Origin of the sequence: Caulobacter sp. FWC2 (assembly GCF_002742625.1) — a bacterium.
In the GTDB taxonomy this organism is placed as follows: domain Bacteria; phylum Pseudomonadota; class Alphaproteobacteria; order Caulobacterales; family Caulobacteraceae; genus Caulobacter.
The window spans coordinates 1,002,413-1,024,364 of the sequence record NZ_PEBF01000001.1 but is presented as its reverse complement, the minus strand read 5'-3'; the positions used below and the strand labels follow the sequence as shown (position 1 = coordinate 1,024,364).

Sequence of the window (21,952 nt, the reverse complement as noted above, 5' to 3'; positions counted from 1 at the left end):
CCTAGACTGCCTCTTCGCCTGCCAGCGGCGTCAGGCGATAGCCCAGGCCTCTAACGGTCTCGATGCGGTCGGCGCCCAGCTTCTTGCGAAGACGGCCAATGAACACCTCGATGGTGTTTGAGTCGCGGTCGAAGTCCTGGTCGTACAGGTGCTCGACCAGCTCGGTGCGGCCGATCACCCGCCCCTGGTGCATCATCATGTAGTGCAGCAGGCGGTATTCCAGCGAGGTCAGGCGCAGCGGCTCGCCATTGACGCTGGCCCGCGCGGCGCGAGGGTCCAGGCGCAATGCGCCGCAGGAGAGCGAGGGCGCGGCATGGCCGGCCGAGCGGCGCAGCAGGGCGCGCAGGCGGGCCAGCAGTTCCTCGGTGTGGAACGGCTTGGCCAGGTAGTCGTCGGCCCCGGCGTCGAAGCCGGCGACCTTGTCGCTCCAGGCGCCGCGCGCGGTCAGGATCAGCACGGGCGTGGCGACATTGCCCCGGCGCCAGCGCTCCAGCACCGACACGCCGTCCACCTTGGGCAGGCCCAGGTCGAGGATCACCGCGTCATAGGGCTCGGTCTCGCCCAGGAACTGGGCTTCCTCGCCGTCCGGGGCGTGGTCGACGGCATAGCCGGCGTCGCCCAGGGTCAGCTTCAGCTGACGCGACAGGTCGGGATCGTCCTCGACGAGCAGGATACGCATGAAGACTCCTTAGCCGCCGCTGATGATCTGCCCGGTCCGCGCGTCGACGATGAAATCGATGCGGCGGCCGTCGGCGGCGGCCCAGCGCACGCGATAGTTCGAGCCTTCGAGGCCGGCGTCCAGCACGCGGCCCGGCACGCGGCGGCCGATCATGTCGATCACCCGCGACAGCGGCACCAGCTGACCCGACTGCACGCCGCCCCGCGCCTGGTCCGACTGCGCGCGCCAGTCGGCGCCCAGCGAGTCAGGACGATGCTGCGCCGAGGCCGCGCCCGGAAGGGCTGCGGCCAGCGCGGCGGCGACGATGATGGCGCGGATCGTTTTCATGCTCTCCGGTCTAAAGGATCGCGGCTGAATGGAGACTGAACGTGCGGGTTATGAACGGGCCGCGACGTTCTGTCACGGCCGGAGAAGCTTTGCGCCTCTCCTCCCCTTTCGGGTGAGCGGAGTTCAGGCGACCGCCCTACTTCCGCTTCGGCGTGTAGGGCTTTTGATCTCGCCAGGCTTCGGCGAACTTTTCCAGGTCCGGGTCGACCGTTTCCGGCAGGGTCACCACCAGCTTGGCCAGCAGATCGCCGCGCTTGCCCTTGGCGTCGGGCATGCCCCTGCCCTTCAAGCGAAGCGTCTGGCCGCTGTTGGACCCCTTGGGGACGTTCAGCATCACATTGCCGTCGGGCGTCGGGGCCTCGACCTTGCCGCCCAGCACCGCGTCGGGGATCGAGATCGGCAGGTCCATGACCAGGGCGTCGCCCTCACGGCGATAGATCGGGTGCGGCTTGATCGACAGCTCGATCAGGGCGTCGCCCTGACCGCCGCGCCCGGGATTGCCCTGCCCCTTCAGGCGCAGGGTCTGGCCTTCATGAGCGCCGGTCGGGATGGTGACGTCGATCGTGCGGCCGTCCGAGAAGGCCACGCGCTTCTTGCCGCCCTGGATGGCGTCTTCCAGGTCGATGTCGAGGCGGGCCTTGATGTCGGCGCCCTTGGCCGAGAAGCCGCCGCCGGGCTGGCCGCCGCCGCCGAACGGACCGCGTCCACCGGCCTGGGCGCCGCCGAACATGCCGCCGAACAGGTCCGAGAGATCGATCTCCGGGCCCTCGTCGCGGTGGAAGCCGCCGCGACCGAAGCCGCCGGCGTTGAACGGACCGTTGCCCGGCTGGCCGCCGAAGCCGCGCGCGGTCTCGCGACCATCGGCGTCGATCTGGCCCAGGTCGAACTTCTTGCGCTTCTCGGGGTCGCCGACGATGTCGAAGGCGGCGCTGACCGTCTTGAACTTCTCTTCCGCCTTCTTGTCCCCCGGATTGGCGTCCGGATGGTGGGCCTTGGCGAGCTTGCGGAACGCCTTGCGGATCTCGTCCGCGGTCGCGGTGCGGGAAACGCCGAGTTCCTGATAGGGGTCGCGCGCCAAGGAAGGTCCTCTGAGAAGTCGGTGGGTTGGGGTAACGCCCTCCATCTAGAACGTCCAGCGCGCTGCGCAAGTCCCGATGTGGCTAATTTACCACAACCCTGTTGTCGCTGGCGCGCCCCAGCCATAGAGGGCGGAGCCTTGGGCGACCTCGATCCGCGCATCCGGCGACGGCGCATGGACCGCGCGCGAGGCCGCCGGGTAGACGAACGCCGGCCCCGCCATCTCGACCTCCAGCAGCACGGCCGCGCCGTCCAGCACCCGGACGCGGAAACGCTCGGCCCCGGCCTCCAGGGGAACCTCACCGTCCCAGACGTCGCCGCCGACGCGGGTCCGGCGGATCCAGCTGACGCGGAAATCGTCGCCGATCCAGCGCGCGCGCAGGTGCGCCGGCGCCAGCGGTCGCAAGGCGCGGGCGCTCCAGGTCGTCGTGAGCTCGCTCATCGCCGCGCCCGAAGGCGGCCCGCCAGCCGGCGCGGCGCGCACCACCAGCGGGATACCACGCTCGAACGCGGCGACCTCCATCGGGACCACCGCCGCGTCCAGCAACACCACCGGCGCGCCGGCTGGGACGGTCGCCGGGCCGACGACGCCGTCACGCTGACCGCGCAGCAGGCCCGAAAGCCGCCAGATATCCGGCGCGATCAGCGCGGCGGCCTGGAAGCCGATGACCTCCCAGTCGCCCGACGGCGCGCGGATCGCCAGGGCGTTGTCGCCGGCCAGGACGGCGGCCAGCGGCGCTGAGGACAGGTTCCTGCCCTCCATGCGCACGGTCAGGGTCGCCGCGCGGTCCAGGCGATGGGGCGAGGCCGGCGCCAGGGCCTCCAGTGTCTGGCCCAGGGTGGCCGGCGCGATCAGGCGCGCGCGAACGCTCAGCAGGGCCGCCGAGGCGCCGGCATGGACTTCCAGCGGCCGCCAGGGTTCGGCCGCCGCCGCGACGCGGGGCCGCCCGTCGTCGCTCCCGTCGCTGGGCAGGTCCAGCACATGGAGCACGGGCGGCGCCGGCGGCTCGCGCGGCGGGGCCGGCGTCCAGTCCACGCGACCGCTGACGCCGACCTCGGCCAAGGTCGGAACCAGGGTAGCGCGGGGCCGCTCGTCGAGGTCCAGCCGCTGGATGCGCCAGGTCGCGCCGTCCAGGGCGAGACGGTCGCCAGCTTCGAAGCGCAGGCCCGCCGAGGGCGACAAGTGGACAATCCGCGACCTGCGCGCCGCCGCGTCGGCGGCCAGCATCCGGTGGGCGACGGCCTCGGCTTCGGAGGCCGCCAGCACGATCGGAGCGTCGGCGTCGCGAGTCCCCTGCCCCGCCTCGCGGCGAACGATCAGCGCCCCGACCTGATAGTCGCGGGCGGCGTCCAGGAACCGCAGGCGCAGGGTCTCGGCGGCGGGGTCGAGCGTGCGGGTCTGCGTCTCGGCCGGCGCGTCGTCGGGTAGGGCCAGGTCGTCCTGCGCCAGCGCCCCGACAGCGCGGCCCGCGCGGGCCAGCATCTTCACGTGATCGCCGCGCTCGACCGGATCCAGGGCGAAGGCCTCGGTCAGGGGCGCCAGCGCGTCGCGCAGCCGCATCGGCCGGTCGACGACATAGCCGCCGACGCTGCCGCCCGCTTCGCCCGGATCGATCGCCACGCCGGCCCGCGCGCCCAGGGCCTCGATCAGCTCCGGCAGCGGCGCGATGCCGGCCCGGCCGGTCAGCCAGTGGCCCAGGGTCCAGTTTTCGCCGTCGCTCCACACGTCCGAGCGGGCGGGGAAGTCGGGGAACGGCCGCGCGTCCCAGCACCAGGCGCTGGCGCTCTCGATCATCGGCCCGCCATACAGCGGCGAGACCGGATTGGCGGCGGGCTCCTCCAGCCAGGCCAGCACGGTTTCCAGATAGCGCCGCTGGCCGAAGTCGTCGCGCTCGCCGGTCGAATAGGGCGGCAGGCCGCTCTCGGCGCTTTTCGGATCGACGAACAGGTTGGGGGCGTTGGCGCCCTTGTCGACGGCCGGACAGCCGAACTCGGTCAGGCGGATCGGCTTGGACATCGGGACCCAGGCCGTCGGCGTCGCCGCGCGCACGCCGCCCGGGCGGTCGTGATGCGGGTTGCTCCACCACGACTTGAGGTCCTTGGCCCGCCAGATCCAGGGCTCGCCATGGGCCCCGTCGGTGATCGGGGTGCGCACCTGCGCGTCGCGATCGGCGGGGCTGGCGTAGTACCAGTCGAAGCCCTCGCCCCCCGTCAGCCCGGCCCGCAGATAGGCCGGATCGCGCGAGCCCAGGAACCCGGCGTCCGCGTCGAGATGGACCTCGCCCTCGCGCCAGTCGGTGACGGGCGGATACCAGTCGACGCCGACGAAATCGATGTTCGCATCGGCCCACAGCGGGTCCAGATGGAAGACCGCGTGGCCCCCGCCCGGCTGGTGGCCGAAATATTCGCTCCAGTCGGCCGCATAGCCCAGCTTGGTCGCAGGCCCCACCACCGCGCGGACCTCGGCGGCCAGGCTCTTCAGCTTCGCGACCGCCGGATAGGTCCCGCCCGCGCCGCGCACGGTGGTCAGGCCGAGCAGCTCCGAGCCGAGGATGAAGCCGTCGACGCCGCCGGCTTGTGCGGCCAGCGACGCCTGATGCAGCACCATCCGCCGGAAGCCCCACTCCCCGTCGAAAAAGGCGTTCACCTGGCTGGTCGCCGCCGCCGTCCCGTCGGCTCCGGCCTCGCAGGTGATCCGGCCGCGCCAGGGATAGGTCGGGGCGTCCATCAGAATGAACGGATACAGCGTCACCTTCAGCCCGCGCCGCTTCAGCTCGGCGATGGCCTGCAGCACCACCGCGTCGGCCGGCGTGCCGCCGTAGGCCGGGGCGCCGTCCTTCAGCGAGATCAGATGCGCGCCGCCGCGATCGACGCCCGCCACGCTCCAGGTGATCGGCAGGGTGTCCTTAGCCGCCTGCTCGACCCCGGGACGGATCTCGCACAGGCCGCAGTTCAGGTCGGTCCCGAACCAGGCGACGACCAGGGTGACATGATCGACGGCCGGCAGTTGGGCCTGCAGCTGGTCCAGCGCCACCACCAGGTCCGGCCGCCCCTCGGCGTTGTGGACGCTCTCGGAGGCCGTGCGGGTCAGGCCGTCGCGGCGCAAGACGGCCTCGGTGGCGTAGACGAACTCGCCGGCGCCGGGGATCAGGCACACGCCCTTCAGCCGCTCTTCCAAGCCCACGGTCCCTGGCGCGCGCGGCCGGCGGAAAACCTCGAACGAGAGCTGCGGCGGGCGATTGCCGAACGCGTCCAGAGCCAGGTCTTCGAACACCACATAGGCCACGCCGCGATAGGCTGGGGCCTCGCCTTCCACGGCGGCGATCAGCGGGTCGGGCTCCTGATCCTCGGTCCCGCGATGCAGGCGCATCGTCACGCCGGTCATGTCCATGACCTTGCCGTCGGCCCACACGCGGCCCAGGCCGTCGATCGGCCCCTCGGCAACGGCCACCGCAAAGGAGAGGCTGTAGGCGTAGCTGGCCGTCTTCTGGCCTTTGGAGCCGCCGACGCGGCCCTCGACCCGCTTCTCGCGGAAGCGGGCGGCCCAGATCACCTGCCCGCCCACCCGCGCGCGGCCGAACACGCACGGCAGCGCCGCGCCCTCGGCCGCGCCGGTCAGGCGCAGTTCGGGAATGCGCGGCCCGACCTGACGCGTGGGACTGAGCGCATTGATCGCCGCCTGGTCGACCATCGCGCCCAGCGCCGCGCCCGCCACGGCCCCCAGAGGACCGCCGATCGCCGCGCCGACGCTGGAGAGGATCACCTGGGCCATGCGGCCTCCTTCAGATTTGGGGGAAGCGGAACGCCGCCACGAGGCGCTCGCGCCACCAGCGGCCTAGCGCGCTCTCGACGCAGGCCCGGCCCCAGTAGGCGTGGATCATGCGGTCGGGCGCGGACTGGATCGCGCAGTGCTTGGCGACCGCGCCGGGGGCCATGCGGAAGACCAGGACGTCGCCGGGGATTGGAGCGTCGATGGGGATGAGCCAGCGGGCGAAGGCCTCGAGCAGCAGCTCGCGCCCGCCGGTCTCGGCCCAGTCGGGACGATAGGGCGGCGGCGGTTCGGGCTCGGTCCCATGCAGGGCGCGCCAGACGCCACGCACCAGGCCCAGGCAGTCGCAGCCGGCGTGAAGGGTCGAGGTCTGGTGGCGGTAGGGCGTGCCGAGCCAGAGGCGGGCGTGTGCAACCAGATCCTCCCCCGCGATGCGGGGGAGGTGGCCCAGAGGGCCGGAGGGGGCTAGTGCGACTTGCGTCCAGCTCGCCCCCTCAGTCGCGGAGTTTATCCTCGGGCCGACCTTCGGTCGGTCCCGGGGGCGACAGCTCCCCCGCATCGCGGGGGAGCAGCTTGGCGGCGCACTCACCGCCTCCCCCCGTCATTCCGCTCGCCCTCGACCGGATACAGCGTCAGGAAGTCCTCGCCCGGCGCGGTCGGGAAGCCTCGGAAGTTCGCGCCATTGCCGAAGGTCCGGACACACGTCGCCCAGCGCTTGTCGCAGGTCGCTCCGGCCGGCGCGGCGATCCCGCAGCGCGCATCACCGAGCCGGGCGTCGCAGAGCCGCGTGAAGGTTCGCCCCGCCATCCGGTCCAGCGCGGCCAGCGGACCGGCCAGGGTCGCCTTGAACGCCTCGCCCTCGCGGCTGACCGCCGTGATCGTCGCCGTCCACAGCCGCACCAGACGCCCCGGCGCGCTCCAGTCGACGCGCAGTTCGGCGACCCGCGCGCCGTCATAGAGTCCCGCCGCCAGGTCGGCCTCGGTGATCCCCGCGTCGTCCAGCACGCCCAGCGCCGCGCCCTGGCCGGCCGCGTAGCCGGCGGCCGCGTCGCGCGCGCCGGGGCTCCAGCCGCCGCTGGCCCGGCAGGTGACGCCGTCGACCACCAGGTCGCGGTCGTGATCGGTGAAGCCCAGCCTCACCCCGTCGCGCCGGATCACGATCCAGGCGCGGCACAGGCGGGCCTCGTCCAGCCCTTCCGGAAGCACGCGCATCAGACCCGCACCTCGACCAGGGCGCAGGCGGTCACCCGGCCGGCGGCGAAGCCCTCAAGCGTCACGTCCAGCCGGTCGAGGTCGAAGCGCACCGGCGTGTCGAACTCGAAGCCCGCCGTCACCGCCGCCCCGACGGCCGGCGCCGTGGCCAGGGTCACCACGCCCGTCGTCGTATCGACCGTGAAGGGCGCGGCCACGCCCGCCACGGCGACCTTCACCGTCCCGGCCACCGGCTTGGCGATCGTCCGCGCCACCGTTCCATAGGCCTTGACCAGCTGGAACGCCTTGCGCGCCCCGTCGCCGACGCCGAGCGGCTGGTCGCTCGCGCTGGGCTGGGCCGAAGGCGGGCACGACTTGAAGTCGGCCGGGTCGCGAAAGCGGAAGCCCGCCAGCCGCCCGCCCCGCGCCTCGAAGAAGGCGGTCAGCTCGGCGATCTCGTCCAGCGGCCGGGCGGCGGTGGCGATCAGGTAGCGGCGGCGCGCCTGCGACCACGAACTGGTCCGGCGCTCGAAGCCGGACGCCAGGCCGACGACCTCGGTGCGCCGCTCGATCCCGCCCGTGCAGCCGAACGCCAGGCGCGCGGGCAGGCGCGCCTCATGGAACTCGCTCATGGCGGCTCCTTCCAGGAAAAGGTTTGCGGAAAATCCGGCGGCCAAGCGGAGCTATTCGCGGGCGAACGCCATTAAGTCTGCGTCATGACCCGCTTTTCACTTCAACGCCGGGTCGCCCGGCCCTACGTATGGGGTCGAGATTGGAGACCGAAATGGATTGGAAGACCCTGTTCCTGTCGCCTGAGGGCCGCATCGGCCGGCAGTCGTTCTGGATCGGCTGGCTCGTCCTGCTGGGCGTGAACATCGCCGTGGGCTGGGTGCCGCTGGTGGGCCACATCATCGCGCTGGGCACGATCTATTCCAGCGTCTGCATCCACACCAAGCGCCTGCACGACATGGGTCAGACCGGCTGGTGGCAGGTGCTGCCCTGGGTGTTCGGCCCCCTGCTGATCATGGGCTCGGCCCTGTCGATCGGCGTGCTGCCGGCCATCGCGGCCGTCACCAACGGCGAGCCGGAACTGTCGGCCCTGACGGCCCTGGGCGGCTTCTTCATCTCGTGCTTCATCGCCTTCGCGGTGTGGCTGGCCTTCACCCTGTGGGTCGGCTGCAGCAGCGGCGAAACGCGCGAGAACAAGTACGGCGCGGCCCCGATCAACGTCGCGGCAGTGGCGATCTAATCCCCCCTTCCCGTTGGCGGATGGGGGAAGGGTCGGGGATGGGGGTGACCGCTGAGTTGGACGCGGTGACCGGCATCAACCGCTCTATCACCCCCACCCTGCCCTCCCCCATCAAGGGGGAGGGTTCATAGTTTTTGGGCGCCCAGTGAAACGGCTCGGGCCAGAGCTTGAGCCAACTGAGCGTCAGACCGTACAAGGCCACCAACCTCCCCGCCCTGAACATTGACCGTCACCGAGATCCCGCCCGCCCCGGCCGGCTCGATGCTCCCGGCGGCGGCCGGACGGAACACCTCCGGCCCACGCTCTCCGACCAGATAGCTCCCCCCGGGAAGCACCGGCCCGCCGTCGGCTCGAGCGCCGGAAAAGCTTTTGGTCAGCGCCTCGCCGAGACCGCCGCCCTTCAACGCCGCCCCGGCCGCGCCCAGCACAGCCCTCGCCAGTTCCGCCAGCGACACCTGGCCATCCGACGCGGCGCGAGCCAGTGAGCGCGCCAGCGACGTCCCGGCGCGGGCGAAGGCCTCGTCGATCGAGCGGGCCGCGCGCTCGGCCGGCGCCTTCAGGGCCTCCAGCGACGCGGCGGCCTCGGCGGCACGGGCGGGGACGGCGGACAGGCCATCTTGCTCAACACTCATGGGATCTCCTCGTCGGGATAGCGGGCGATCAGGTCTTTCAGGCCTGTGCGGGTCAGGACGGGCGAGGCCGGCGCCTCGGTCAGCGCCCGCCACTCCACCAGCGACAACCGCCAGAAGGCCTCGGGCGCGACGCCCAGCCGGACGGCCAGCCGCAACGGCTCGCCCCAGCTCATGCGGACGCGGCCAGGGCGGCGGCCAGCGCACTGGCGGCTTCGGGGACTGTGGCCCGCGCGGCGATGTCCGCCGGCTCGCCGCCGCCGTCCAGCAGCGCCGCCAGCACGGCGGTCAGGTCGCCGGCGCTCAGCGTGGCGATACGGTCGGGCAGCTGCGACCAGTCGGAAAGGCCGAGCGCCGCCTCGATGCGGGCCAGCGCGCCCAGCGTCAGGCACAGGCGTCGCGGCGCGCCGGCCAGGGTGACCACGACCTCGCCGCGGGCGGAGTTGGGAGGGAGCATTTGCATTTTTCTTCCTGTGCTGTCCCCCTCCACCGCCGTTCGGCGGTCCCCCTCCCCCAAGAGGGGAGGAGAGTGGTTCTCCGCCCCGCTTGGGGGCGGACAGACCTGCGCCAGCAGGTCAGGTGGAGGCCTGTGCTGACTTAGATCGCCGTGAACGTCACAGCCCCCGCCGAGGCTAGGCTCAGCGCGAAGGCCGCCTCGCCGTCGTGGTCGCCGGCATATTCCAGGGCCGCCACCAGGAACGGCCCCTCCAGCTGGCCGAAGTCTGGCACGATCAGGCGCCAGGTGCGGGCCGACTGGTCGAAGAAGCTGGTCCGCACCTGGGCGTCGGAGGCCGCGTCGCGGAACACGCCCGAGCCCGAAACGGCCACCGAGCGCACCCCGGCCCCAGCGAGCAATTCGCGCCAGCGGCCGGCGCTGTCGCTGTCGGTGGCGTCGATGGTCTTGGCGTTGAGGCTGATGGTCCGGGCGCGCAGGCCCGCGACGGTGACGAAGCCGGACGCTCCGTCGCTGATCTTCAGCAGGATGTCCTTGCCGGCTTGAGCGGCCATGGCGGTTCTCCTCGTCTAAGGAAGTTCGGTCACCGCCCGCACGCGGACGATCCCGAGGGTGGTTTCGCGGTCGGCGCCGGTGAAGACGTCGGCATAGGGCACGCGCAGATTGACCAGCTGCCGGCCGCTCAGCGCGGGCCTGGCGTCGTGCAGCGCCAGGCGAACGGCGGCCACCAGGGCCCGCGCCTCCTCCGGCCCGCCGAAGCGGCTGGCGCAGGTCAGGGTCAGCAGGTGCTCGACGGCGTCGTTCTCGCCCACAGGACGGCCTTCCGACCGGGTGACGACGACGCAGGGATAGGTCGGCAGGCGCGGCGGGCTGGCGTGAATCCGCTGGCCGGCGATCGCGGTGACGGCGGAGGTGGCCTTCAGGCTGGCGACCAGGGCGTCGATCAGGGGTTTGTCGCTCACAGCCGCGCCTTTCGGTAAGGGGCCAGCCAGGGCTCGACGAGGGCCAGGGAAGGCTCGGCCTCGTCGACCGAGGCGCGATGCTCGTAGGCGTGGGCGGCGAGGATCAGCACGCTGAGCCGCAGCGGGGCGGGGCTGGCCGGCGTCAGCGCCAGCCCCGAGGCCGCCGCGACCCGCGCCTCGGCGGCCTCGATTAGCAGGGTCAGCAGCGCGTCCTCCGCGGCGTCGGAGACGCGCAGGAACGCCCTGGCCTCGGCCAGGGTGAGGGACTGGGGCATGGGGGGGGTCCTGGAAAGGTGCGCCCCCTCCGTCACGGCGCGTATCCGCGCCGCGCCACCTCCCCCGTTTCACGGGTGAGGAAAGAGGGGACTGATCTCCTCCCCCGCCTGCGGGGGAGGTGGATCGCTGCGAATACGCAGCGAGACGGAGGGGGCGCTAAGCCGCTACGACGCCGCGAACTTCAGCAGCTTCACCGCATCAAAGTTCTGCACCCCGCCGCCGACGCGCTTGGTGGTGTAGAACAGCACGTGGGGCTTGGCCGAGTACGGGTCGCGCAGCACCCGCACGCCGGCGCGGTCGACGATCAGATAACCCTTCTCGAAGTCGCCGAACGCGATCGGGCAGGTGGTGGCGGCCGCGTCGGGCATGGCCTCGATCTCGGTGACCGGGAAGCCGAGCAACGACGCCGACTGGCCCGGCTGCAGGGCCGCGTTCCAGATGTAGTTGCCCTGCGCGTCCTTGAACTTGCGCACCGCGCTGACCGTGCGGCGGTTCATGACGAAGCGGCCGTTCTGGCGGTACTGGGTCTTGGCCGCGTAGATCAGGTCGATCAGCTTGTCGGTCGGATTGGACGCCGGCCAGCCGCCGGCGACGCCGGTGGCCAGATAGCCGACCTGGCCCCAGGCGTACGAAGCGTCGGGCGCGGCGGTGTAGGCCAAGAGGCCCTTGGGCTTGTTGACGCCGTCGCCGGTCACGAAGGCCGTGGTCTCCTGGGCGGCGAAGGCGTCCTGCACCTCCTCGGCCAGCCACTCGTCGATGCTGACATAGGCGTCGTCCAGCAGGGACTGGGTGGCGGCCGGGCTGGCGTAGAGTTCGCCGGCCGGGAAGTCGATGACGTCCAGGGTCGGGGCCGTGGTCTCGGGCCGCGCGGCGGTCTCGGCCACCCAGGCGGCGGCCAGGCCCGTCGGGCTGACGGGTTTGCGGAAGGTCCCGGCGCCGATGGTGCGGACCTGGCAGATCTCGCGCATCGGGCTGGTCGCGGCCAGGCGACGCAGGATCAGCCGCTCCAGCTCCGGCGGGGCGACATAGCCGCCGGCCGTGGCCGTGCCTTCCGACAGGCCCTTGGCTTCGAGAAGGCTCGCAGCCGTCTCGCCGGTCTTCACATAGCGGTCGAACGCGGCCTTGCGCTCGTCCACCTGCGCCAGCGGCGCTTCACCCGAAAGAGACGGCCGGCGCAGGTCGCTCATCAGCCGGTCGAGACGGTCCTGGGCGCGGGCGACGGCGTCGTCGATGCGGCCGACCTTCTCCTCCAGCAGCACATCGGCCCGCTTGGTCTCGATGGCCGCCAGCCGCTGGTCGTTGGCGGCCTTGAAGCTCTCGAACGCCGACAAGACGTCAGCCAGCGCCGCGCGGGCCTCGGGCGAGGCCGCGTGTTTGGTTTCCTTCATGGGGATCTCCGTTGAGAAGAACAGATGCTCCCCCGCGATGCGGGGGAGCTGTCGGCGGAGCCGACTGAGGGGGCCGTCGCGGCGTAGGCCGAGCTGGCCCCCTCCGGCCCTCTGGGCCACCTCCCCCGCATCGCGGGGGAGGATCTTCACGCCACCGTCAGCCGCGCTTGCGGCAGCATCGGGAACGTCACGATCGACACCTCCCACAGCTCGACGCGGGACAGCACGCGCAGGCGGCCTTGGGTGCGGGCCTTCACCTGCCGGAAGCCGATCGACAGCCCGTCCAGGGCGCCGGCCTCGACCAGAGCGGCGACCAGTCTTCCTCTCGGGGTCGCGCGCAGGATCCGCCCCCGGACGAACAGGCCCTTGGCGTCCTCGACCACTTCGTCCCAGACCCCGACCGGCTCGGCCTCGTCGTGCTGGTGCAGCATCGCCACGGGCGCGCCGGCGGCCAGGCTCTCGGCGAAGGCCCCGGCGGCGGTGACGTCGTCATTGAGGTCGCGGGTCCAGAAGAGGGACGCGTAGCCTTCGATCTTCAGGTCATCACTCATCGCGATCGCTCCAGCTTGGCCTCGATGCGGTCCAGCGACTGGCGGGTGGCGGTGGCCTGCTCCTCCAGCCGCGCCAGGCGTTCGGCGACCGGGGCCTGGGCTTCCAGGCGGCGCTGCATGTCGTCGATCCGAGCCGAGGCGCGACCGGCCCACATCAGGGCGGTGGCGGCCTGCAGGAAGACGGTGATGCAGAGACCCAGCGACACCTGCCGGTCGAACCGCCAGCGGTTCACGGCGGGGCTCAATGCTCCAGCCCCGCCATGCGCCGGCGCTCGGCGTCGGTGAGGAAGGACGCCGCTTGCAGCCGGCTCCACAGGGCGTCGCGCTCGGCCGACAAGGCCGGGACCGCGTCGAGGTCCGGCGCGATTCTCGCGCCCGGGAACTTGCCGGCCAGCCAGCCGGTCAGGGCCCGCGCCGCCCGCTCGGCCAGTGGGACCACCGTGCCGCGCCAGAAGGCGGCGTTGGCCTCGCGATAGTTGGCGTAGGTGTTGTCGCCGGGGATGCCCAGCAGTTGCGGCGGAACCCCGAAGGCCAGGGCGATCTCGCGGGCGGCGGCGTGCTTGCCCTCGGTGAAATCCATCTCGGCCGGCGTCAACGACATGGCCCGCCAGTCCAGGCCGCCTTCCAGCAGCAGCGGCCGGCCGGCATTGGCCTGGCCGGAGTGCGCGTTGGCCAGCTCGGTCTTCAGCCGGTCGAACTGCTCGTCGGAAAGCCGGTCGCCGGCGTCCTTCGACGAATAGACCAGCGCCCCGGACGGCCGGGCGGAGTTGTCCAGCAGGGCCTTGTTCCAGGCGCTGGAGGCGTTGTGGACGTCGATCGCGAAGGCCGCGGCTTCCAGCGGTGAGAAGCCGTAGTGGTCATTGGTCGGGTTGAACAGCTTCAGATGCAGCACCGGCAGCCAGCCGTCGGCGTCGCGGGCGATCCGCACCGTGCGGCCGGCCGCCTGGTAGTCATAGGCTAGAGGCCAGCCGCGCGGTCCCGGGACCAGGGTCATCCGGTCGGGGCGCAGGGCGTAGAGTTCCGTGGGCTGGGTGTCTCCCGCCGCCTCCAGATAGGCGTTGCCGGCCACCTGCAGGCTTCCGAAGAACGCCTCCATCAAATCCGGCCCGCCCTGCTCCGGATTGGGCCGGTCCAGCAGGCGCTTGAGCGGATGATCATCGGCCCGCTGGCCGTCGACGAACACCGCCAACGGCGTCGACGCGGCGGCCTCGGCGATCAGCCGGACACAGCGATAGGCCACGGGGTTCTTGGCGAAGCCTTCGCTGGCCAGCGCGCCATAGTCGCGCGGCGTCCACTGCGGCCTGCCGCCGGTGGTGAGGGCGATCAGGCGCGCCGCGCGGGAGTCTTTGCGCTCCGGCGGTCGGGGTTTGAAGAGGGGCATGGATGCTCCCGAAATGATTGAGAACGAATAGAGAACAATGTAGAGTGGCGCTCGGCGCGGCGCGCAACCCAGATCCTCCCCCGCGATGCGGGGGAGGTGGCCCAGAGGGCCGGAGGGGGCGAGCACAGGAGATAGTCTTGAGACCCCCTCTCGAACGGCGCCTCACAGCCCAGCGCTTTCGGCGAGAGCTGACGCTCCCGGAGGTTTTGCTGTGGCAAGAGCTGAAAGGTCGTCGACTGAATGGCCTACAGTTTCGCCGTCAGCATCCAGTTGGTCCCTACATTCTGGACTTCTACTGCCAGACGCTGAGGCTGGCCGTCGAAGTCGATGGCGAACAGCACGCACTCGACGAGCATCCCGCGCGGGACGCCAAGCGCGATGCCTGGTTCGCCCAGCGAGGGATCGACACTCTGCGCATTGCGGCTCGGGACATACTGGAATCCACCGGGGGCGGATCCGGGCGAATACTGGAGTACGTCAGAGCTCGCCCCCTCCGGCCCTCTGGGCCACCTCCCCCGCAACGCGGGGGAGGATCTTAGAGCGCCCTCAACCTCGGCGCCTTCCGTCCACCCAGCATCAACTCGCTCACCGCCCAGACCAGGGCATCCGCCCGATCGGGACTGTGCTCGAGATCCCCCGAGCCCAGGGCCATCAGCTCCTCCTCAAGCGCCACGAACGCGCCGCAGTGGAGCACGCGGCCCTGCTCGTACAGGGCCGCCACCGGCTCGGCGCGAGCCCGCTTGCCCACGCTCGCGCGGACCAGTTTCACGCGGCACGGCGGATCGGCCTGGGCCAGGACCGAGCGGACCATGTCGCCGCCCTGGTTGGCCTCGGCCACAAGGGCGTCGGCGGGCCAGGCGCGCGCGGCGGCCACCGCCTTCGCGGCCCAGCCGGCGGGCGACAGGCCCCGCGCGGTCTCGTCGGCCAGCACGAAGGCGCGGTCGTCGCGCCGTCCCACCACCACGATCCCGCAGGCGTCGCCGGTGGCGGTGGCCGGCGGGTCCACCGCCACCACCACGCGGTCGAAGCGCGCGGGCCTGGCCGCCCGGCAGCGCGCCAAGTCCTCGGCCCGGAACAGGCCGCCGTCGGTCTCGACGATGATCCCGTCCAGCTCCTGGGCGGCCAGGCGCGTGCCGCCGTAGAGGGTCTCCAGCGTTCGCAGGAACGCCGGCGCCAGGTTGCCGGCGTTGGCGCTGGTTCCGGCCCGGGTCATGGCCACGCCGGGCTCGGCGATCAGGGTCTTCAGCGCCCGGATCGGCCGCGGCGTCGAGGTGACGACCAGGCGCGGATCTTCCCCCAGCCGCAGGCCAAAGCGCAGCATGGCCAGGGTCTCGGCGGGCTTGGGCCAGGCGCAGAACTCGTCGGCCCAGGCGGCGTGGAACTGCGGCCCGCGCAGGCTGTCGGGATCCTCCGCCGAAAAGGCGTAGGCCGTCGCGCCATTGGGCCAGACCAGGCGCCGGCGGGAGGCTTCCCAGCGGGGGCGCGCGTCCGGCGGCGACAAGGCGCGAAGACCGGACGGGCCTTCGATCATCACCTCGCGCACGTCGTGAAAGGTCGGCCCGACCAGGGCCAGTCGTCCGCCGGTCTCCGCCTGCTCGATCATCCAGGCCGCGCCGGCGAAGGTCTTGCCCGCGCCGCGTCCGCCCAGGAACAGCCAGGTCGCCCAGGCGTCAGGGGGCGGGAGTTGATGGTTTTCCCTGAACCGCAGGGTCGGCAGCCACCGCTCGATCAGACTTGGCGAGCTCGCGAGAAGCCATGCGTTTAAACTCGAGGGATCCGACAAACTTGTCCATGCGCTCGCGCACCTTGGCGTGAAGTTCGGCGATACGCTCGGGAGTCCATCGGGAGTCGTCATCATTCATCGCGCTCTCCTCGGCGTCCGGGGCGGTGTCGCGCTGGCGACCCGGCAGGGCGGCGATGGCCTTCACGGCCCGCGTCCCGGTCCCACGGAACAGTTTCAGGTAACGGCCGGCCTTGGAGATCTCCCCGGCGGCCTTCACGCGGGCCTCGCCCGACTTGCCCTCGGCGGCGTCGACGGCTTCGACCACGGAAACAGCGTAGAACGCCGCCACCATGTCCTCGACCGCGACCAGCAGGGCTTCGATCTCTTCGCTTCTTTCGGCCATGACACAAAGGTACGGCGCCAGCGGGCTCCGATGATCCAGCGGACCATAAAAGTGACAAGCCGTTGATTTCACGGCTTTCCGTTTCGCCAACGCCGGGGATCCAGCGGCTTCAATCCCCGTGCTTGACGCCAGGGGCGGCTCGACAGAGCCACGCCGGCCGGCCACCCTGAGGGAAAAAGGGAGCGACCATGACCGACCTCAGCGGAAGAACCGTGCTGATCACCGGGGCCTCGTCCGGCATCGGGGCGCATCTGGCCCGCCGCGCCGCCGCCGCCGGGGCCCGGGTCGCCGTGGCCGCCCGTCGCGCCGACCGGCTGGCCGACCTGGTCGCCGAAATCGGCCCCAACGCGGCCGCCTTCGCCATGGACGTCGAGGACGAGGGCTCGATCATCGCCGGCTACGACGCCATCGAGGCCCGGTTGGGCGCGCCCGACGCGGTGATCGCCAATGCCGGCATCAGCATCCAGGGCCTGGCCCTGGACATCGCCGCCGAGGATTTCGACAAGGTCATGGGCGTCAACACCCGGGGCGTGTTCCTGACCGCCCGCGAGGGCGCGCGGCGGATGATCAAGGCTGGATCGGAGGCGAGCGCGCGCGGGCGGATCCTGCTGGTCGCCTCGATCGGGGCGCACAAGGCGCTGCCGGGGCTGACGGCCTACTGCACGTCCAAGGCCGCCACCGCCATGCTGGGCAAGAGCCTGGCGCGGGAGTGGATCCGCAAGGGCATCAACGTCAACGTCCTCTGCCCCGGCTATATCCGCACCGAGCTGAACAGCGACTGGTTCGACAGCGAGGGCGGCCAAAAGCTGGTCGCCGGCTTCCCGCGCCGGCGGCTGATGGAGGAGGAGGACCTGACCGCGACGGCCCTCTACCTGTGCTCCGACGCCGCGCGGGCGGTGACCGGCAGCGTGTTCACCGTGGACGACGGGCAGTCGATCTAAGAGATGCTCCCCCGCGTTGCGGGGGAGCTGTCGCGGAGCGACTGAGGGGGCCTTCACGGCATAGGCAGAGCTCGCCCCCTCCGGCCCTCGGGGCCACCTCCCCCGCATCGCGGGGGAGGATCTATTGGGCCTCAGCGCCGATACAACCAGTTCCCTGGCAGCCCCATCCGCACACTCGCCTCCCACGGCGGCGCGCCGGGGATCGGTGTCCTATCAGCGAGCCTCGCCGCCGCGCGGATCACCGGGAATTCCAGCGGCCTCGGCAGCCATTCCCGCCCCAGCCCCAGCACCGCCCTCACCTCCTCCGGCACGAGCCCCACGGCCGCCCGTATCAGCGGATGCTGCAGGCGGCTCAGCGGCCCAGCGACCTTCACCCCGCGCATCAGGTGCAGAAACTCCAGCACGATGTCCGACCGCTCCAGCCTCGGCAGCATCGCCGCCAGCTGGGCCTCCCAGGCGGCTTCGGACGCCGGGGCGCCCAACGCGCCGTAGAGCCGCGCGGCCGGCCCCGCCTCGGCGTAGAACCGGTCGCGGTCCTCAGTCGAAAGCGGCGCGACCAGCGTGTGATAGGCGCTCAGGAACCCGAAACTGGCCGTGGCCTGCACCCAGTCCAGCAGCGCCACGTCGGAGGCCTGGTAGGCCTCCCCGCCCGGCGTCACACCGCCGACCCGCGCGTGCTGGCGGCCAACCCCGGCGATCATCGCCTCGGCGGTCGAGCGGGCGCCATAGACCGTGACCATGGCCGCCAGACCCGTGCGCTTCAGCCGGGTCATCGGGTCGGCGCGGAAGCTGGAATGCTCCCACACCCCTGTCCGCACGCGCGGCTCGGCCAGTTCCAGGATCACCGCCGTCACCCCGCCGACGAACAGCGCCACGGGGTTCTTGAACACCCGCCACGACACCGAGTCCGGCGCGGCCAGGGCCGGCTCGCCCGCCGGTTTCGTGAAATCCACGTGGGGACCGCCGGGAATCTCGAACAAGGCCTTGGCGGCGTCGGCGAAACGGGCTTTCAAGGGCACCTCCGGCACGGTTCAGCCCCTTCTACGCCTGATCCCGCCGATGCGCGCATGGACTTGTCATGTTAGCGCTCCCATCTATACCGACTGAAACCAATCACTGCGGGACGACGAACGTGCATCTGACGGGCGAGCTTCTGATCGGCGGCGAAAGCCGCAAGGGAACCCACGGCGAAATCAAGGGCGTCAATCCGGCGACCGGCGAGACCCTGGCGCCCGCGTTCGGCGGCGCGACCAAGGCCGATATCGACCAGGCCGCGGCCCTGGCCGCCGAAGCGTTCGGGCCGTACCGGGCCCTGCCCTACGAGACCCGCGCCACCTTCCTCGAAGCCATCGCCGAGCATATCGAGGCGATCGGCGATGACCTGATCGTCCGCGTCATGGCCGAGACCGGCCTGCCCCGCGCCCGCCTCGAAGGCGAGCGGGGTCGCACGACCGGCCAACTGCGCCTGTTCGCCAGTGTGCTGCGCGACGGCGGCTTCCTGGAAGCCCGCATCGACCCGGCCATGCCGGACCGCAAGCCGCTGCCGCGTCCCGACCTGCGCCTGCGCAACGTGCCGCTGGGTCCCGTGGCCGTGTTCGGGGCCAGCAACTTCCCGCTGGCCTTCTCGGTGGCCGGCGGCGACACCGCCTCGGCCCTGGCGGCCGGCTGCCCGGTCATCGTCAAGGCCCACCCGGCTCACCCCGGGACCTCGGAGCTGATCGGCCGCGCCATCCAGGCCGCCGTCGCCTCGGTCGGCCTGCACCCGGGCGTGTTCTCGATGATCCACGACAGCGGCTACGAGATGGGCGTCGCCCTGGTCGCCGATCCGCGCGTCAAGGCCGCCGGCTTCACCGGTTCGCGCCGGGGCGGTCTGGCCCTGCTGGCCGTCGCCCAGGGCCGGCCCGAGCCGATCCCGTTCTATGCCGAGATGAGCAGCATCAATCCGGTGATCCTGCTGCCGGCCGCTCTCAAGGCGCGCGGCGACAAGATCGCCCCGGACTTCGTGGCCGCCCTGACCCTGGGCGCGGGCCAGTTCTGCACCAATCCCGGCCTGATCCTGGCGATCGACGGCCCCGAGCTGGACGCCTTCGTCGAGGCCGCCGGCAAGGTGGTGGAGGCCGCCCCGGCCGCCGTCATGCTGACCCCCGGCATATGCCAGGCCTTCGCCCATGGCGTCGACGCCCTCTCGCAGGACAAGGCGGTCACCACCGTGGCGCGCGGCCTGCCCGGCGCGGACGGCAGCCACACCGGCCGCGCGGCCCTGTTCAGCGTCAAGGCCGCCGACTTCCTGGCCAATCCGCACCTGCACGAGGAGGTCTTCGGCGCCGCCTCGGTGGTCGTCCGCGCGTCTGACGAGGCCGAACTGGCCAAGGTCATCGACGCCCTGGAAGGCCAACTGACCATCGCCATCCACCTGGAAGAGGCCGACCACGCCATCACCGCCGCCCTGCTGCCGGCGCTGGAGCTGAAGGCCGGCCGCATCCTGGTCAACGGCTTCGGCACCGGGGTGGAAGTGGCCAACGCCATGGTCCACGGCGGCCCGTTCCCGTCGACCTCGGACGGCCGCACCACCTCGGTCGGCACCCTGGCCATCGCGCGCTTCCTGCGCCCGGTCAGCTACCAGAACCTGCCGGAAGCCCTGCTGCCGGCGGAGCTGCGGACGGAGAATCCGCTGGGCATCGCTCGCCGGGTCGATGGGAAGGTGAAGCTGGCCTAGGCCGGAGCCTTCAAGATCCTCCCCCGCGACGCGGGGGAGGTGGCCCAGAGGGCCGGAGGGGGCTAGCTGGAAATAGGCCGCATTGGCCCCCTCAGTCGCTCCGCGACAGCTCCCCCGCAGCGCGGGGGAGCATCTAAGCCTCAGTGCCCCCCGGCGCTCGGCGGCTTGGCCAGCTTCGCGACATCCGCCTCGGTCACCGGCTTGGCGTAGGCATTGCCGAAGTGGGTGCGGACATAGGTCACCGCCTCGGCCATCTGGGCGTTGCTCAAGGTCCCGACGAAGCCCGGCATCGCGCCCTTGCCGCCCGTCACGATCATGATCGGATAGGCCGCCCCGGCCAGTTTCGGATTGTTGGCCAGGGCCGGAATGGTCCCCGCCCCCGTCGCGCCCTTGGCGTCGGCCATGTGGCAGGCCTGGCAGACCGCGCCATAGACCTGCTCGCCGGTCACCGGCTTGACCGCCCGGACGATGCCGCCGCCGGTGTCGCCGCCGCCAGAGACGGGGGCCTGGGCCGGGGTCTGGGCCGCGGCGGGGAGCGCCACGGCCAGCGCGGCCGTCAAGATGAGCTTCCGCATGATCCTCAAGCCTCCAGCGCGCGCTTGTGCAGACGGGTGATGGCGTCGATGGACGACAGCAGCGCGCCCTCCATCCAGCAGCCGACATAGCTGGCGTGCTCGCCGGCCAGCACGATCCGGCGGTCCATGCCGACCAGGGTCTGGTAGTGCTCCTTGCGGACGTCGTCGCTCCAGCGGGCGCAGCAGCCCAGGGTCCAGGGCACCCGGCTCCAGGCCACCGAGGCCCCGCTGGCGAACTCCTGGCGGTAGCTCTTGGGGTGGATCACCGAGCCCTGCGCCAGGGCCACCTCGATCCGCTGCTCGGGCGTCATGCCGGCCAGGCGATAGGCCCCCATCTCGCGGGCGAAGGCCCCCAGCAGCACCGCCGGCCCGTCCTTGAACATGTTGTTGTTCGGATAGGAGATCAGGGCGATCTCCTGGTCGGTGAAGCTGTGGCCGCCGTAGATGTAGTCGTCCTCTTCCCAGAAGCGGCGCTTCATCTCCAGGCCGATCTTGACCTGGCCCGAATAGGGCACGGCCTTGATGGCGGCCATCATCTCGTCGGTCACTTGCAGGTCCATCTGGCCCAGCACGCCCAGCGGGATCGTACAGACGCACCAGTCGGCCTTGGCGTCGGTGGTCTTGCCCGTGACGGTGTCGGCATAGGTCACCACCACGCCCTTGTCGTCCTGGGCGATCTTGCTGACCTTGGCGCCGTAGGTGATCAGGCTCTCGACCTGTTTGGCGAAGGCCTTGCCGATCATGTCCATGCCGCCCACCGGCTGGAACATGGTGGTCTGCATCTCGTGGCCCATGAAGAAGGCCATCGAGGTCCAGACCTGCGGGTCCAGCACGTCGTGCAGCTTGTAGAGCTCCTTCGACGGGATCGGCGCGCCATTGACGCCGCCACCCGGCGGACGCTCGAAGCCACGATGGCCCGAAGCCTTCAGGCCGGCCGAATATTTGTAGTTGTTGTCCAGCATGCCCCAGCCCTTCAGGGCCTCCAGCAGCTTGTCGCGGTCTTCCTGGGTGACCGTGTCGTCCAGGGCCTTGGCGTTGACCGACTTGGCCAGCAGCTCGGCGATATTGCCCTCGAAGTCGGCGGCGGCGGCGTTGAAGCGCACCGGCTTGCCGTCGAAGGCCTGGGACGAGTGAACCCAGCCGGAGTGGTTGAACTGGATGAACGGCTCCAGAGCCACGCCGAACTGCTTGCAGTAGTGCAGCAGGGTGCGGTGATGGTGCGGGATCCGCCAGGGGCCGGGGTTCAGGTAATTGCCCGGCGAGAAGGCCACCTTCTGGGTCGCCCCGCCCAGCTCAGTGTAGGTATCCCCACCCCGCAGCGACCAGTTGCGGCCGCCGGCGCGGTTCTGGAATTCCAGGATCTTGACCTTGTAGCCGGCCTTGGTCAGCTCGAACGCCGCCAGCATCCCGGCCAGGCCCGCGCCCAGCACGATCACCGAAGCGCCGGGCCGCGCGCCTTGCAGGTTGGGCGGGCCATGGAACTGGGTCTCGGCCGCGTGGCCCAGCGTGGTCATGGCCTGGTACAGCGCTGCCGTGCCGCCGACCTTGGCGATGGCCGATAGAAGCTGACGCCTGGTTGGCGCCCCAACCCCAGTGTTTCTGGCACCCAATTCCATTGAAAGCCCGTCCCCGACAGAACCGTCGAATCCGACGGTGTGGCT

24 protein-coding genes and 3 pseudogenes are annotated in these 21,952 nt (G+C 71.4%); 5 read left to right on the top strand and 22 right to left on the bottom strand.

Annotated features, from left to right (window positions below; genetic code table 11):
* Position 1 precedes the first annotated feature (1 nt).
* The 7 genes from CSW62_RS04870 to CSW62_RS04840 form a co-directional block, all read right to left on the bottom strand.
* Positions 2 to 679 (bottom strand): response regulator transcription factor, encoded by a 678-nt coding sequence (locus CSW62_RS04870; protein WP_099576050.1) that lies wholly within the window; start codon positions 677 to 679, stop codon positions 2 to 4.
* A 9-nt stretch (positions 680 to 688) separates the two neighbouring features.
* Entirely contained in the window at positions 689 to 1,006 is a 318-nt protein-coding gene (locus CSW62_RS04865; RefSeq protein ID WP_099576049.1) for a PepSY domain-containing protein, read from the bottom strand.
* A gap of 136 nt (positions 1,007 to 1,142) precedes the next feature.
* Positions 1,143 to 2,084 carry a DnaJ C-terminal domain-containing protein gene (locus CSW62_RS04860; RefSeq protein WP_099576048.1) on the bottom strand — a complete coding sequence of 314 codons (942 nt, stop codon included), beginning with the start codon at positions 2,082 to 2,084 and terminating at the stop codon, positions 1,143 to 1,145.
* A gap of 87 nt (positions 2,085 to 2,171) precedes the next feature.
* Complete coding sequence (locus CSW62_RS04855; protein ID WP_199170516.1) at positions 2,172 to 5,855, bottom strand: glycoside hydrolase/phage tail family protein; 3,684 nt, start codon at positions 5,853 to 5,855, stop codon at positions 2,172 to 2,174.
* 10 nt (positions 5,856 to 5,865) lie between these two features.
* Complete coding sequence (locus CSW62_RS04850; protein ID WP_099576047.1) at positions 5,866 to 6,411, bottom strand: NlpC/P60 family protein; 546 nt, start codon at positions 6,409 to 6,411, stop codon at positions 5,866 to 5,868.
* 26 nt (positions 6,412 to 6,437) lie between these two features.
* Complete coding sequence (locus CSW62_RS04845) at positions 6,438 to 7,064, bottom strand: DUF2163 domain-containing protein (protein ID WP_099576046.1); 627 nt, start codon at positions 7,062 to 7,064, stop codon at positions 6,438 to 6,440.
* Positions 7,064 to 7,675 (bottom strand): DUF2460 domain-containing protein, encoded by a 612-nt coding sequence (locus CSW62_RS04840; protein WP_099576045.1) that lies wholly within the window; start codon positions 7,673 to 7,675, stop codon positions 7,064 to 7,066. The genes CSW62_RS04845 and CSW62_RS04840 overlap by 1 nt, the downstream gene beginning before the upstream one ends.
* Before the next feature lie 152 nt (positions 7,676 to 7,827).
* Between CSW62_RS04840 and CSW62_RS04835 the strand changes: the two genes are divergently transcribed.
* Positions 7,828 to 8,292 carry a DUF805 domain-containing protein gene (locus tag CSW62_RS04835; RefSeq protein ID WP_099576044.1) on the top strand — a complete coding sequence of 155 codons (465 nt, stop codon included), beginning with the start codon at positions 7,828 to 7,830 and terminating at the stop codon, positions 8,290 to 8,292.
* 125 nt (positions 8,293 to 8,417) lie between these two features.
* On the opposite strand, the gene CSW62_RS04830 is transcribed toward CSW62_RS04835, so the two are convergent.
* Genes CSW62_RS04830 through CSW62_RS04820 form a run of 3 tightly spaced genes read right to left on the bottom strand, consistent with a single transcriptional unit; the run spans position 8,418 to position 9,378 of the window.
* On the bottom strand, positions 8,418 to 8,924 hold the full coding sequence (locus tag CSW62_RS04830) for a phage tail tape measure protein (protein WP_099576043.1): 507 nt from the start codon (positions 8,922 to 8,924) through the stop codon (positions 8,418 to 8,420).
* Positions 8,921 to 9,097 carry a phage tail assembly chaperone gene (locus tag CSW62_RS04825; RefSeq protein ID WP_099576042.1) on the bottom strand — a complete coding sequence of 59 codons (177 nt, stop codon included), beginning with the start codon at positions 9,095 to 9,097 and terminating at the stop codon, positions 8,921 to 8,923. The genes CSW62_RS04830 and CSW62_RS04825 overlap by 4 nt, the downstream gene beginning before the upstream one ends.
* The gene (locus CSW62_RS04820) at positions 9,094 to 9,378 is read right to left on the bottom strand and encodes a GTA-gp10 family protein (protein WP_099576041.1); all 285 of its coding nucleotides are present in this window, start codon (positions 9,376 to 9,378) and stop codon (positions 9,094 to 9,096) included. The genes CSW62_RS04825 and CSW62_RS04820 overlap by 4 nt, the downstream gene beginning before the upstream one ends.
* Between CSW62_RS04820 and CSW62_RS26805 the strand changes: the two are divergent.
* Positions 9,379 to 9,462 (top strand): annotated as a pseudogene (locus CSW62_RS26805) (hypothetical protein); the annotation flags it as partial.
* 56 nt (positions 9,463 to 9,518) lie between these two features.
* Here the strand turns inward: CSW62_RS26805 and CSW62_RS04815 are convergent.
* The 8 genes and pseudogenes from CSW62_RS04815 to CSW62_RS04785 form a co-directional block, all read right to left on the bottom strand.
* Entirely contained in the window at positions 9,519 to 9,929 is a 411-nt protein-coding gene (locus tag CSW62_RS04815) for a phage major tail protein, TP901-1 family (RefSeq protein WP_099576040.1), read from the bottom strand.
* Between the two features lie 15 nt (positions 9,930 to 9,944).
* Positions 9,945 to 10,337, bottom strand: a complete 393-nt coding sequence (locus tag CSW62_RS04810; RefSeq protein ID WP_099582175.1) for a DUF3168 domain-containing protein — start codon at positions 10,335 to 10,337, stop codon at positions 9,945 to 9,947.
* Positions 10,334 to 10,612, bottom strand: a complete 279-nt coding sequence (locus CSW62_RS04805) for a head-tail connector protein (protein WP_099576039.1) — start codon at positions 10,610 to 10,612, stop codon at positions 10,334 to 10,336. The genes CSW62_RS04810 and CSW62_RS04805 overlap by 4 nt, the downstream gene beginning before the upstream one ends.
* Before the next feature lie 19 nt (positions 10,613 to 10,631).
* Positions 10,632 to 10,771, bottom strand: a pseudogene (locus CSW62_RS26800) (hypothetical protein); the annotation flags it as partial.
* A gap of 6 nt (positions 10,772 to 10,777) precedes the next feature.
* Positions 10,778 to 12,001, bottom strand: coding sequence for a phage major capsid protein (locus CSW62_RS04800; RefSeq protein ID WP_099576038.1), 1,224 nt, complete (start codon positions 11,999 to 12,001; stop codon positions 10,778 to 10,780).
* 146 nt (positions 12,002 to 12,147) lie between these two features.
* Entirely contained in the window at positions 12,148 to 12,552 is a 405-nt protein-coding gene (locus tag CSW62_RS04795; RefSeq protein WP_099576037.1) for an HK97 family phage prohead protease, read from the bottom strand.
* Positions 12,549 to 12,797, bottom strand: a complete 249-nt coding sequence (locus tag CSW62_RS04790) for a hypothetical protein (protein WP_099576036.1) — start codon at positions 12,795 to 12,797, stop codon at positions 12,549 to 12,551. The genes CSW62_RS04795 and CSW62_RS04790 overlap by 4 nt, the downstream gene beginning before the upstream one ends.
* Positions 12,794 to 14,066: pseudogene (locus CSW62_RS04785) on the bottom strand (phage portal protein). The gene CSW62_RS04790 and the pseudogene CSW62_RS04785 overlap by 4 nt, the downstream one beginning before the upstream one ends.
* Between CSW62_RS04785 and CSW62_RS04780 the strand changes: the two are divergent.
* Positions 13,978 to 14,472, top strand: coding sequence for an endonuclease domain-containing protein (locus CSW62_RS04780; RefSeq protein WP_233206619.1), 495 nt, complete (start codon positions 13,978 to 13,980; stop codon positions 14,470 to 14,472). The pseudogene CSW62_RS04785 and the gene CSW62_RS04780 sit on opposite strands and share 89 nt — an antisense overlap.
* Here CSW62_RS04780 and CSW62_RS04775 read toward each other — a convergent pair.
* Positions 14,469 to 15,788: a DNA-packaging protein gene (locus tag CSW62_RS04775; RefSeq protein ID WP_099582174.1), complete on the bottom strand. Its 1,320-nt coding sequence runs from the start codon at positions 15,786 to 15,788 to the stop codon at positions 14,469 to 14,471. The two genes, CSW62_RS04780 and CSW62_RS04775, sit on opposite strands and share 4 nt — an antisense overlap.
* A 459-nt stretch (positions 15,789 to 16,247) precedes the next feature.
* On the opposite strand from CSW62_RS04775, the gene CSW62_RS04770 reads away from it, so the two are divergent.
* Complete coding sequence (locus CSW62_RS04770; RefSeq protein ID WP_099576033.1) at positions 16,248 to 17,000, top strand: SDR family NAD(P)-dependent oxidoreductase; 753 nt, start codon at positions 16,248 to 16,250, stop codon at positions 16,998 to 17,000.
* A 131-nt stretch (positions 17,001 to 17,131) separates the two neighbouring features.
* Here the strand turns inward: CSW62_RS04770 and CSW62_RS04765 are convergent, their stop codons facing one another.
* On the bottom strand, positions 17,132 to 18,013 hold the full coding sequence (locus tag CSW62_RS04765) for an oxygenase MpaB family protein (RefSeq protein ID WP_099576032.1): 882 nt from the start codon (positions 18,011 to 18,013) through the stop codon (positions 17,132 to 17,134).
* A 119-nt stretch (positions 18,014 to 18,132) separates the two neighbouring features.
* Here CSW62_RS04765 and CSW62_RS04760 point away from each other — a divergent pair, with 119 nt between their 5' ends.
* The gene (locus CSW62_RS04760; RefSeq protein WP_233206616.1) at positions 18,133 to 19,716 is read left to right on the top strand and encodes an aldehyde dehydrogenase (NADP(+)); all 1,584 of its coding nucleotides are present in this window, start codon (positions 18,133 to 18,135) and stop codon (positions 19,714 to 19,716) included.
* Between the two features lie 140 nt (positions 19,717 to 19,856).
* On the opposite strand, the gene CSW62_RS04755 is transcribed toward CSW62_RS04760, so the two are convergent.
* On the bottom strand, positions 19,857 to 20,291 hold the full coding sequence (locus tag CSW62_RS04755; protein ID WP_099576030.1) for a cytochrome c: 435 nt from the start codon (positions 20,289 to 20,291) through the stop codon (positions 19,857 to 19,859).
* A 5-nt stretch (positions 20,292 to 20,296) separates the two neighbouring features.
* A complete protein-coding gene (locus CSW62_RS04750) occupies positions 20,297 to 21,907 on the bottom strand; it encodes a flavin monoamine oxidase family protein (protein ID WP_099576029.1) in 1,611 nt (536 codons plus the stop codon).
* Between the last annotated feature and the right edge of the window lie 45 nt (positions 21,908 to 21,952).